The 10,991-nt window shown below is 69.3% G+C and carries 11 protein-coding genes; 8 read left to right on the forward strand and 3 right to left on the reverse strand.

Annotation, left to right across the window (positions count from 1 at the left end; genetic code table 11):
- The first annotated feature begins 28 nt into the window (after positions 1–28).
- The 6 genes from crtY to PK98_RS08720 are packed head-to-tail and all read left to right on the forward strand — an operon-like array spanning position 29 to position 6,711.
- Positions 29–1,255, forward strand: a complete 1,227-nt coding sequence (gene crtY, locus PK98_RS08695; protein WP_039095800.1) for a lycopene beta-cyclase CrtY — start codon at positions 29–31, stop codon at positions 1,253–1,255.
- Entirely contained in the window at positions 1,252–2,748 is a 1,497-nt protein-coding gene (locus PK98_RS08700) for a phytoene desaturase (RefSeq protein WP_039095802.1), read from the forward strand. The genes crtY and PK98_RS08700 overlap by 4 nt, the downstream gene beginning before the upstream one ends.
- Positions 2,745–3,047, forward strand: a complete 303-nt coding sequence (locus tag PK98_RS08705) for a barstar family protein (RefSeq protein WP_039095804.1) — start codon at positions 2,745–2,747, stop codon at positions 3,045–3,047. The genes PK98_RS08700 and PK98_RS08705 overlap by 4 nt, the downstream gene beginning before the upstream one ends.
- Positions 3,044–3,628 (forward strand): LOG family protein, encoded by a 585-nt coding sequence (locus PK98_RS08710; RefSeq protein WP_039095806.1) that lies wholly within the window; start codon positions 3,044–3,046, stop codon positions 3,626–3,628. Before PK98_RS08705 ends, PK98_RS08710 begins: the two co-directional genes overlap by 4 nt.
- Positions 3,629–3,684: 56 nt before the next feature.
- The gene (locus PK98_RS08715) at positions 3,685–4,737 is read left to right on the forward strand and encodes a phytoene/squalene synthase family protein (RefSeq protein ID WP_052208448.1); all 1,053 of its coding nucleotides are present in this window, start codon (positions 3,685–3,687) and stop codon (positions 4,735–4,737) included.
- Positions 4,738–4,764: 27 nt separating this feature from the next.
- Entirely contained in the window at positions 4,765–6,711 is a 1,947-nt protein-coding gene (locus PK98_RS08720; protein WP_039095808.1) for an acetyl/propionyl/methylcrotonyl-CoA carboxylase subunit alpha, read from the forward strand.
- Here PK98_RS08720 and PK98_RS08725 read toward each other — a convergent pair.
- Positions 6,665–7,930 carry a multidrug effflux MFS transporter gene (locus PK98_RS08725; RefSeq protein WP_039095810.1) on the reverse strand — a complete coding sequence of 422 codons (1,266 nt, stop codon included), beginning with the start codon at positions 7,928–7,930 and terminating at the stop codon, positions 6,665–6,667. The genes PK98_RS08720 and PK98_RS08725 overlap by 47 nt on opposite strands.
- Before the next feature lie 137 nt (positions 7,931–8,067).
- On the opposite strand from PK98_RS08725, the gene dinB reads away from it, so the two are divergent.
- The gene (dinB, locus tag PK98_RS08730) at positions 8,068–9,183 is read left to right on the forward strand and encodes a DNA polymerase IV (protein ID WP_052208449.1); all 1,116 of its coding nucleotides are present in this window, start codon (positions 8,068–8,070) and stop codon (positions 9,181–9,183) included.
- 9 nt (positions 9,184–9,192) lie between these two features.
- Here the strand turns inward: dinB and PK98_RS08735 are convergent, their stop codons facing one another.
- Positions 9,193–9,639 carry an NUDIX hydrolase gene (locus PK98_RS08735; RefSeq protein WP_039095811.1) on the reverse strand — a complete coding sequence of 149 codons (447 nt, stop codon included), beginning with the start codon at positions 9,637–9,639 and terminating at the stop codon, positions 9,193–9,195.
- 21 nt (positions 9,640–9,660) lie between these two features.
- Positions 9,661–10,290: a 6-phosphogluconolactonase gene (locus PK98_RS08740; protein WP_039095812.1), complete on the reverse strand. Its 630-nt coding sequence runs from the start codon at positions 10,288–10,290 to the stop codon at positions 9,661–9,663.
- A gap of 169 nt (positions 10,291–10,459) precedes the next feature.
- Between PK98_RS08740 and PK98_RS08745 the strand changes: the two genes are divergently transcribed.
- Positions 10,460–10,984 (forward strand): ferritin-like domain-containing protein, encoded by a 525-nt coding sequence (locus PK98_RS08745; RefSeq protein WP_039095813.1) that lies wholly within the window; start codon positions 10,460–10,462, stop codon positions 10,982–10,984.
- Positions 10,985–10,991 lie beyond the last annotated feature (7 nt).

Raw genomic sequence — 10,991 nt, forward strand, 5'->3', positions numbered from 1 at the left:
GCGGGCGATGATCGGGTAAGGCAGCGCCATGGGCACAGCCGCGGGCAGCAATGGATGCGATGTGGCGATCGTCGGCGGCGGGCTGGCGGGCGGGCTGATCGCGCTGGCGCTGGCGACGCGATGCCCCGACCTGCACATCCGGGTGATCGAGGAAGGCGCGCAGCCCGGCGGCAATCACCGGTGGAGCTGGTTCGCCAGCGACCTGGACGAGGCCGGCACCAGGCTGCTGGCGCCGCTGACCAAGGCCGAATGGCATGCCGGGTACGAGGTCGCGTTCCCGCATGGCGGCCGGGTGCTGGAAACCGATTACCGCTCGCTCGGCTCCGACGATTTTGCCAGCCACCTGACGGCTGTGCTGCCGGCCGGCACGCTGGTCACGGGACAGCGGGCGCAAGACGTTGCGGCGGACGGCGTGACCATGGCCGACGGCGCGCGGCTGCCCGCCGGTGCGGTGATCGACTGCCGCGGGTTCCGGCCGACCCGGCACCTCAGGGGCGGGTGGCAGGTGTTCATGGGGCGCACCCTGCAGCTGGAGCGGCCGCATGGGCTGACCCGGCCCATCATCATGGATGCGACCGTCGACCAGGTGGACGGATACCGCTTCGTCTATGTCCTGCCCATGGCGGCGGACGCGGTGTTCATCGAGGACACCTATTATCAGGACAGCCCGGTGCTGGACCGGGCGCTGCTGTCCGGCCGGATCGACGCCTATGCCGCCGCGCATGGCTGGACCGGCACGATGACGCACGAGGAGACGGGCGTGCTGCCGGTGATCACCGGGGGCGACTTTGCCGCATGGCAGGCGGAAATGCGCGTGCCGGGCGTGGCGCGTGCCGGGGCGGGTGCGGGCCTGGTCCATCCGCTGACCAGCTACACCCTGCCCTTCGCGGTCGAGACGGCGCTGATCGTGGCCGAGGCATTCGCCAACAAACCCGCCCTGACGGGCACCGCGCTGGCCGATCTGCTGGAGCAGCGCGGGCGCGAACACTGGCGCCGCACGGGCTTTTATCGTCTGCTGGGAAAAATGCTGTTCGGGGCGGCCGCCCCGGCGGAGCGTTATCGCGTGTTCGAGCGTTTCTATGCCCTGAAGCCATCGCTGATCGAACGGTTCTATGCCGGGCGCAGCACCTGGGCTGACCGGGTGCGGGTGCTGAGCGGAAAGCCGCCAGTGCCGGTGGGCGCGGCAGTGCGGGCACTGGCACAAGACCGGCCGCCGCTTTACCTTGGCGCGCAAACACAAAGGGATAGTGCATGATCGACCCCCAGGCGAAGCGCGCCTGCATCATCGGTGCCGGGTTTGGCGGACTGGCACTGGCCATCCGCCTGCAATCGGCGGGCATCGCCACCACCGTGGTGGAAGCGCGCGACAAGCCGGGCGGGCGGGCCTATTTCTGGCAGCGCGACGGCTTCACCTTCGATGCCGGGCCGACGGTGGTGACCGACCCCGCCTGCCTGCAGGAATTGTGGGCCATCAGCGGGCATGACATGGCCCGCGACATCGAGCTGATGCCGGTCATGCCGTTCTACCGCCTGAACTGGCCCGACGGCAGTAATTTCGACTATTCCAACGACGAGGTCTCGCTGAAGCGGGAGATCGCCAAGCTGGATCCGGCCGATGTCGCCGGATATGACCGGTTCCTGGAATATTCGGCGGGCGTGTTCCAGGAAGGCTACGTCAAGCTGGGCAGCGTGCCGTTCCTGGATTTCGCCAGCATGATCAAGGCCGCGCCCGCGCTGATGAAGCACCAGGCGTGGCGCTCCGTCTATTCGGTGGTCAGCAGCTACGTCAAAAGCGAGAAGCTGCGCGAGGCGCTGAGCTTCCACACGCTGCTGGTGGGCGGCAATCCGATGACCACCAGCTCCATCTACGCCCTGATCCACAAGCTGGAGAAGGACGGTGGCGTGTGGTGGGCGCGCGGCGGCACCAACCGCCTGATCGCGGCCATGGTCCGCCATTTCGAACGGCTGGGCGGCGTGGTCCGGCTGGGCGATCCGGTGACCGCCATCGGCACGATGGGCGACCGGGCGAGCGACGTCACCTGCGCCAGCGGCTGGAACGAGACGTTCGACGCGGTGGCCAGCAATGGCGACATCGTCCATTCCTATCGCGACCTGCTGAGCGGCAACCAGCGCGGCCAGCGCGAAGGGCGCAAGCTGATGAAGAAGCGGTTCAGCCCCAGCCTGTTCGTGGTCCATTTCGGGGTCGAGGGCACCTGGCCCGGCATCCCGCACCATATGATCCTGTTCGGCCCCCGGTACAAAGGGCTGCTGGACGATATCTACACCCATGGCGTGCTGCCGGAAGATTTCTCCATCTACCTGCATCATCCCAGCGTGACCGACCCGGCGATGGCACCGCCGGGCATGAGCACCTTCTATGCGCTGGTGCCGGTCGCTCACATGGGCAAGCTGGCCATCGACTGGTCGGTGGTCGGCCCGCAGCTGGAGAAGCGCATCCTGGACGAGGTCGGCCGCCGGCTGATCCCGGACATCCACAGCCGCATCGTGACCAAGTTCCATTACGCCCCGACCGATTTCGCCGCCGACCTGAACGCGCATCTGGGCAGCGCCTTCAGCTTGGAGCCGATGCTGACGCAGAGCGCGTTCTTCCGGGGGCACAATCGCGACGACGTGATCCGCAACTTCTACCTGGTGGGCGCGGGCACCCATCCGGGTGCGGGTATCCCCGGCGTGGTAGGCAGCGCCAAGGCCACGGCCGGGCTGATGCTGGCGGACCTGGCGGCGTGACGGCACTCACGCTGGATGGCGCGACGATGGGGTCGCTGGCGGACCTGCACGCGCAGGTGGCGCTGCATCCGGAAACACCGGACGATCATGGCCCCAATCTCGACGCGCTGTTCGACGTGCTGCTGGCCTACTACACCGCCCCGCTGGAGATCACCTGGCGCAATGCCGCGGCGGCGCGGGCGACGCTGGGCCTGGACTTCGCCCGCGCGCAGCAGGTGTTCGACGATGCGGTCGAGTACTACCGTTCCAAAGGCCGCCCGGCCACATTCACCATGATCGAAGGACCCGAAGCGCCATGAACCGCCTTGCCGTCTATTGCGGCTCCGCCACTCCCGCAGATCCGCGCTATGTCCCGCTGGCGCGTGCCACCGGCGCTGCCCTGGCGGAGCGCGGGATCGGCGTGGTCTATGGCGGGGGCACGCGCGGGCTGATGGGGGCGCTGGCAGAAGGCGCGCTGTCCGCCGGCGGCGAGGTGATCGGCGTGATCCCGGAGGCGCTGGCCGCCACCGCGGAGGTCGCCAACCATGCCTGTACCGAGCTGATCACGGTGGCCAACATGCACGAGCGCAAGCTGCGCTTCACCGACCTGTCGGACGGGTTCCTGACCCTGCCCGGCGGGGTCGGCACGATGGACGAATTGTGGGAAGCGATGAGCTGGGCACAGCTGGGCTACCACACGAAGCCGGTGGGGCTGCTGAACAGCTTCGGCTTCTATGACGGGCTGGTGGCGTTCAACCGGACCATGGCGGAGACCGGCTTTGTCCGTTCCGTGCACCAGAACATCATGCTGGTGGACACCGAGCTGGAGCCGCTGCTGGACCGCATGATCGCCTATCAGCCGCACCGCCCGATCTTCGCCATGGCGGCGGAGGAGCTGTGAGCAGCACCCCGCCCCTGCGGCCCGCGTCGCGCCGCCCGCTGACGGTGCCCCGGCGCATGCTGGCACCTTCGCGCATCCTGCGCCCCACCCCGCGCCAGATCGGCGGCGGGCGGGAGCGGGACGACCTGGTGGCCGAGGCGCACCGCGCCATCCGCAAGGGCAGCAAGAGCTTTGCCGCCGCCAGCCGGATCTTCGACCGGGACACGCGGGAAAAGGCGTGGCTGCTGTATGCCTGGTGCCGGCGGTGCGATGACATCGCCGACGGGCAGGACAGCGGCTTCACCCTGCGGCCCGGTACTGACGGGCATGAACGGATCACCGGCATCCGCGTGCTGACCGCGCGCGCGCTGGAGGGGCAGCCGACGGCGGAACCTGCGTTCGACGCCTTCGGGCAGGTGGCGCTGGAGGCCGGGCTGAAGGCCGAGATGGCGGCCGACGTGATCGAGGGGTTCGCGCTGGACCTGGCCGGCTGGCGCCCTCGCAGCGAGATGGATCTGTGGCGCTACTGCTACCACGTGGCCGGTGCGGTCGGCGTAATGATGGCGCGGGTCATGGGCGTGGATCCGGACGATGACGAGCTGCTCGACCGGGCCTGTGACCTCGGCCTCGCCTTCCAGCTGGGCAATATCGCGCGCGACATCAGCGAGGATGCGGCGGGGGACCGCTGCTACCTGCCGATGGAGTGGCTGGCGGAGGCGGACATTCCGCCGGGCGAGCATATGAAGCCGGCCTTCCGCCCGCAGCTGGTGGCGCTGGTGGCGAAGCTGGTCGCGCTGGCGGAGGAGCGCGAGGCATCGGCGCGGTTCGGGGCGGCGAGCCTGTCCTTCCGGCAGCGCTGGGCCGTGCTGGCCGCGGCCAACATCTATGGCGCGATCGGTCGCAAGGTACGCGCCCGGGGCGCCAAGGCATGGGACCGGCGGGTGCGGATCGGCAAGCTGGCCAAGCTGCGCCATGTGCTGACCGCCCTGTTCGAGGCGCTGCGCTCCCCCGGAGAGCCGCCGGCGCAATGGCCGCAGCCGGCGCGCGGGCAGATCCTGCTGGCGGTGCGGATGGCGGGACCGATCGCACCGATGCCGATGACTCCGCTGCCAGATGAGGATAGTACGTAGTTACAACAGAAACTGGGTGAGGCTGCCATGATCCGTTCCGTCCTGATCGCCAACCGTGGCGAGATCGCCTGCCGCATCATCCGCACTGCCCGCGCCATGGGCCTGCGCACGATCGCGGTCCATTCCGACGCGGATGCTCGCGCCTTGCATGTGCGCGAGGCGGACGAGGCGGTGTCGATCGGACCGGCGCCTGCGGCCGCAAGCTACCTGGTGGGGGCGCGGATCATCGAGGCCGCGCTGGCGACCGGGGCGGATGCGGTGCATCCGGGCTATGGCTTCCTGTCAGAGAATGCCGAGTTCGCCGAGGCCGTGATGGCCGCAGGGCTGGTCTGGGTGGGCGCGCCTCCGTCAGCGATCCGCGCCATGGGGTTGAAGGACGCCGCCAAGCAGCGGATGCGTGCCGCGGGGGTGCCGGTCACGCCCGGCTATGACGGGGCGGACCAGGATGCCGCCAGCCTGCTGGACCATGCGGAGGCGATCGGCTGGCCGGTGCTGATCAAGGCTGTGGCCGGCGGTGGCGGCAAGGGGATGCGGCTGGTGGAAAGCCGCGCCGACTTCGCCGCGGCGCTGGACAGCTGCCGGCGGGAGGCCGCCGCGTCCTTCGGCAATGAGCGCGTGCTGCTGGAAAAGTGGATCAGTGCGCCCCGCCATATCGAGGTGCAGGTGTTCGGCGACACTCATGGCAACGTCGTGCATCTGTTCGAACGCGACTGTTCGCTGCAGCGGCGGCACCAGAAGGTGATCGAGGAAGCCCCTGCCCCCGGCATGGACGCGGCGACCCGCGCCGCGATCTGCGATGCCGCGGTGCGCGCGGCGCAGGCGGTCGACTATGTCGGCGCCGGCACGATCGAGTTCATCGCCGATGGCAGCCGGGGCCTGTCCGCCGACCGGGTGTTCTTCATGGAGATGAACACCCGCCTGCAGGTGGAGCATCCGGTGACGGAGGCGATCACCGGCGTCGACCTGGTGGAATGGCAGCTGCGCGTGGCGGCCGGCGAGCCGTTGCCGCTGGGGCAGGACGAGCTGGCGATCCACGGCCATGCGGTGGAGGCGCGGCTCTATGCCGAGGATCCGGCGCGCGGCTTCCTGCCGGCAACGGGCCCGCTGGAGCTGCTTGACTGGGGCGAGACGCCGATCCGAATCGAGACAGGCGTGGAACAGGGCGATGCGGTGTCGCCGTTCTACGACCCGATGATCGCCAAGCTGGTGGCGCATGGCGAGGACCGGGCGGAGGCGCATGAGCACCTCGCCGCCGCCTTGCGCGACCTGCGTGTCTGGCCGGTGCGCACCAATGCCGCCTTCCTGCTCGCCTGCCTGAGCGATCCGGTGGTGCAGACGGGCCAGGCGACCACCGGCCTGATCGCGGACCGGGGCGCAGCCCTGACCGACAGCGGCGGGCCGGGCGACAATGAGTGGCAGGTCGCGGCCTTGGCCCTATTCGCGCCGTTCTACGGCACGGGCGAGCAGCCGCTGGCGGGACCGTGGGACCAGGCAGGCGGCCTGCGGCTGGCGGCGCCCGACACCATGCAGATCAGCGTGCAGCATCATGGACCGGGCGGCGCGACCGAACTGCGCCGAATGGACCTGGCCGAGTGTGTCTATGCCAGCGGCACGGCCACGCCGGTCAGCGGGCGGGACGGTGACGGCGTGCTGGCGGTGCGTGATGCGCAGCCGTTCCTGTTCAGCCTGCCGCGCTTCGATGCCGGCGCGCTGCTGGCAGGCGACGGGACGATCCTGGCGCCGATGCCCGGGCGGGTCATCGCGGTCGATGTGGCGGACGGGCAAGCCGTCGTCGCCGGGCAACGGCTGCTGGTGCTGGAGGCGATGAAGATGGAACACGCGCTGACCGCGCCGACGGATGGCGTGGTCACCGACCTGCAGGTGGCAACCGGCGCGCAGGTGCAGGTGGATGCGCCGCTGGTGCGGGTCAGACCGGCGGAGGCCCCGCCGGCTGCTGCTGCCGCGGCGGGTTGAGGCGGCGGAACAGGCGGCCCTTCTCGCTGAACAGCACCAGCACCAACGCCGACACGCTGCACATCAGCAGTGCATGGGCGAACGGGCGCGCGCTGCCATCATAGGCCTGCCCGATCAGCAGGCCCACGACCGCCGCACCGAACATGCGGCAGAATGTCTGCACGGAGCTGGCCGCACCGGCGATGCGGGCAAAGGGCTGCATGGCGATGGAACCGAAATTGGCGCCCAGGAAGCCCAGCAGCATCAGGTTGGTGGCCATCAGCGGCAGGAACACCGCCAGTTCGCCCGGGCGGTAATGCGCCGCCCAGACCTGCGCCGCGGACACCACGATGAAGGTCAGCACACCGGCATGGCTGACGCGGCGCGCGCCGAACCGTTCCACGATGCGGGAGTTGACGATGTTGGACACCGCCATCATCGCCGCCGTGCCGCCGAACACCAGCGGGAACCACTCGCCCACGCCGAAATGTTCGCCCAGCAATTGCTGCGCGCTGTTGACGTAGCCGAACACCGCACCGACCAGCAGCCCGGCGCCGAGCACGTAGCCGATTGCGCCGCGGTTCAGCAGGCCGGTACGCATGTTGCGCAGCACGACCGGCAGCTCCACCCGCTGGCGGTTTTCCGGGTGCAATGTCTCGGGCAGGCGCAGCCACACCCACAGGCCGGTCACCGCCGCCACCACGGCAAACAGGATGAAGATCCAGCGCCAGCCGGCGAACAGCAGCACGCCCTGCCCCAGGCTGGGCGCGATTACCGGCACGGTGATGAACACCGCGCTGACCAGGCTCATCAGCCGGGCCATCTTGTCGCCTTCATACTGGTCGCGGATGATCGCGGTGGGCACCACCATCAGCCCCGCGCACAGCACGCCCTGGATGCCGCGCAAGGCCAGCAGCACTTCGAAGGAATGGATCGCGGCGATCAGCAGCGAACAGGCGGCATAGGCGGCCAGGCTGACGAACAGCACCGGCCGGCGTCCGAAGCGGTCGGCCAGCGATCCCGGCAGCAGGCAGCCCAGACCGTTGGCCAGCAGGTACACCGCCACCACCAGCTGCCGCCGGTTGCCGTCCTGCACGTTCAGTTCCGCCGCCATCTGGCCCAGCGCGGGCAGCATGGCGTCGATGGCGAGCGCGTTGAGGCTCATCAGCAGGGCGACGATCACCACCAGCTCCCGCTGGCCGATGATCTTGTTGTGGGGGGTAGCGGCGGAGGTGGCCATCGACCGCGCCTAGACCCATGTTGCAGCGCGGTAAACACTTCTTGGCAGCATGGCTGCACAGGATCTGCTAGGAACAGGTAGTGAACAGCCAGCCGGCCCTGATCGAATCGGCGCCAGAGGTGCCCGCTTCCGAACCGATGCCCATGCCGGCAGCGGGCCCGGTGGCCGACACCCTGCGCAAGATCATCCATGTGGACATGGATGCGTTCTTCGCCAGCGTGGAGCAGCGCGACGATCCGACGTTGCGCGGCAAGCCGGTGGCGGTGGGTGGCGGCAGCGGGCGCGGCGTGGTCGCGGCGGCGAGTTACGAGGCGCGGGTGTTCGGCGTGCGGTCCGCCATGCCATCCGCCACCGCGCGGCGGCTGTGCCCGGACCTGATCTTCTGCAAAACCCGGTTCGACGTCTATCACGAGGTGTCGCAGCAGATCCGCGCGATCTTCGCCCGCTTCACCGATCTGATCGAGCCGCTGAGCCTGGACGAGGCTTACCTGGACGTGACCCGCAATCACCTGGGCATCGCGTCGGCCACCACCATCGCGCGGGAGATCCGGCGACTGATTGCCGAGCAGACGCAGCTGACCGCCAGCGCGGGCGTGTCGTACAACAAGTTCCTGGCCAAGCTGGCCAGCGACCAGAACAAGCCGGACGGGCTGTGCATCATCAAGCCGGGCGAAGGCGCGGCCTTCGTGGCGGCGCTGCCGGTGCGGCGGTTCCACGGCATCGGTCCGCGCGGCGCGGAGAAGATGACGCGCCTGGGCGTGGAGACCGGCGCGGACCTGGCGACGAAGGATGTCGACTGGCTGCGGACCAATTTCGGCAGTTTCGGCGATTACCTGTTCAACGCCGCGCGCGGCATCGACCATCGGTCGGTGCGCGCGCATCGGGAGCGCAAGTCCATCGGCGGGGAGCGCACCTTCAACACCGACCTGCACGCGCCGGACGATCTGCGCGACATGCTGGAAAGCATCATCGACATCGTCTGGACCCGCATCGCGGAAAAGAGCGCGAAGGGGCGGACCATCACGCTGAAGCTGAAGTACAACGATTTCCAGCTGATGACCCGCGCCCGGTCGCTGTCCGTGCCGGTCACGGGCCGGGAGCAGTTCACCGAGGTCGCGCGCGCCCTGCTGGCCGAGCAGCTGCCCCTGCCCCGCCCGATCCGCCTGATGGGGCTGACGCTGAGCGCGCTTGGCGAGGTGCCGGAGCCGGAACCGATGGAGCGGCCGCGGGCGGAGCAGTTGCGGCTGCTGTAGCGCGTCGCTTCACAGCAGCCGCAACCGCGCGCGGGTGCGGGGAGAGACCGACGGCAAGGCGTCGAGCGCGAACAGTTGCGCGGCGCCGACCTCGCGGCGATCGGGGCGGGGCTCACCTGCCAGGCTGGCGGTGAACAGGTGAACGACGTTGGTGGCGCCATGGAGCGGCTCCTCCCGCACCTGCAGCAGGCACAGATCGGTCACCGGGCAACCCAGCTCCTCCTTGAACTCCCGCGCGGCAGCGTCGGTGACGGGCTCGTTGCGGCGCACGCCGCCGCCGGGCAGCACCCAGTGACGCGGGCCGTAGGTCTGACGGATCAGCAGCACGCGCCCTTCCCCGTCGCGCGCGATCACGCTGACCCCGTGGATGCGAGGCCGGGCAAGCTGCCACCGGACGATGCGCAGGACGTGGCCGACGCGCAGCGCCAGCCGATGGAGGGATGCCGGGATCAGCACCGGCCAGTCACCCTGGACAGATCACGCGAAACAGGTGACCGGAATGCCCTGCGCCTCCGCCCCGCGCAGCAGGCGGGTGACGGGCAGGTCGATCTCCCCTGCCATAGCACCCTCGAACAGCGCCAGCTTCTGTTCGCCGCGGATTACGAACAGCAGCTCCCCGGTGGCGAGGAGCGCCGGCAGGGTCAGGGTGATGCGGTCGAACGGGGCATGCGGCGGCAGCGGATCGGGGGTGATGCGGCGGATGGATTGCGGATCATCCGGCTGCGGATCGGTTTCGGGGAACAGGCTGGCGACGTGGCCATCCTCCCCCATGCCCAGCCAGGTCAGTGCGAAGCGTGGCGGGGTCGCATCCTCCGTCAGCGGCACCACCTCGGCCCCCACGATGCCCAGCGCCGTGCCGATCATGCCGGCATTGCTGGCCGGGTGATCGACAGGCACGCAGCGATCGTCGCCTGGCCAGATGGCGAAGCGGCGCCAGTCCAGCGGGGCGCCGGCCAGCGCTTCCAGCACCGGACGCGGGGTGGAGCCACCGGGCAGGCACAGCGGCACGCGGGTGTCCGCCGGCCCGGCGCGCTCGGCCGCGACCAGCCGATGGTAGAGCCAGCCGGCGACCTGGTCGTCATGGGCGTTGCGGATGATCTCGACCATAAGCGGGCTCCTGTGCGCGGGATTGATGCCTATGGCAGCCCGGCTGCGCCGGCAAGACCGCCGCCAGCGTCAAGCGGTGGAACCGCTTGGGACGCCATGGCTTGGAAACGTGAGCCGATGAGAGCACTGCGGTGCCCGTTCCGTCGGCGCCAATGCGAGAGGAAACAACATGGCAACCCAGTCCGACGCGCTTCGCGAGCTGTTCGTTACCGGCCTGATCAACGCCCACGCGGTGGAGAAGCAGGCGCTGTCCACCATGACGCCGCAGGTCGAGCGGATCGAGAACTACCCCGAGGTGGCCGACCGGCTGCGCCTGCATATCGAGGAAACCAACGGCCAGATCGCCCGGCTGGACGAGCTGCTGGAAGGGCTCGGCACCTCCTCCTCCACGCTGAAGGACATCGGCCTCAGCATGACTGGCGGAATGGCAGCGATCACCCATTCGGTGGCGGGTGACGAGATCGTGAAGAACAGTTTTGCCAATTACGCCTTCGAGCACTTCGAGATCGCGGCCTACAAGTCGCTGCTGGTGATGGCGGAGGATGGCGGCTTCACGCAGGCGACGCCGCTGCTGAAGCTGTCGCTGCGCGAGGAGCAGGACATGGCACAGTGGATCGACGATTCGCTGCCGCTGGTCACCCGCCGCTACGCCGCCCTGTATGCCGAAGGTGGCTCCTCCGCCGCCAAGGTGTGACCGTCGG

The sequence above is a fragment of the Croceibacterium mercuriale genome, from assembly GCF_000802385.1.
Taxonomy (GTDB): Bacteria; Pseudomonadota; Alphaproteobacteria; order Sphingomonadales; family Sphingomonadaceae; genus Croceibacterium; species Croceibacterium mercuriale.

Excerpts from the sequence above, each read along its gene's own strand:
- PK98_RS08745 (WP_039095813.1), top strand. The coding sequence starts at position 10,460 with ATGGCAACCCAGTCCGACGCGCTTCGCGAGCTGTTCGTTACCGGCCTG.
- PK98_RS08715 (WP_052208448.1), top strand. The coding sequence starts at position 3,685 with ATGCTGGCACCTTCGCGCATCCTGCGCCCCACCCCGCGCCAGATCGGC.
- PK98_RS08700 (WP_039095802.1), top strand. The coding sequence starts at position 1,252 with ATGATCGACCCCCAGGCGAAGCGCGCCTGCATCATCGGTGCCGGGTTT.
- PK98_RS08710 (WP_039095806.1), top strand. The coding sequence starts at position 3,044 with ATGAACCGCCTTGCCGTCTATTGCGGCTCCGCCACTCCCGCAGATCCG.
- dinB (WP_052208449.1), top strand. The coding sequence starts at position 8,068 with ATGCCCATGCCGGCAGCGGGCCCGGTGGCCGACACCCTGCGCAAGATC.
- crtY (WP_039095800.1), top strand. The coding sequence starts at position 29 with ATGGGCACAGCCGCGGGCAGCAATGGATGCGATGTGGCGATCGTCGGC.
- PK98_RS08725 (WP_039095810.1), bottom strand. The coding sequence starts at position 7,930 with ATGGCCACCTCCGCCGCTACCCCCCACAACAAGATCATCGGCCAGCGG.
- PK98_RS08720 (WP_039095808.1), top strand. The coding sequence starts at position 4,765 with ATGATCCGTTCCGTCCTGATCGCCAACCGTGGCGAGATCGCCTGCCGC.
- PK98_RS08740 (WP_039095812.1), bottom strand. The coding sequence starts at position 10,290 with ATGGTCGAGATCATCCGCAACGCCCATGACGACCAGGTCGCCGGCTGG.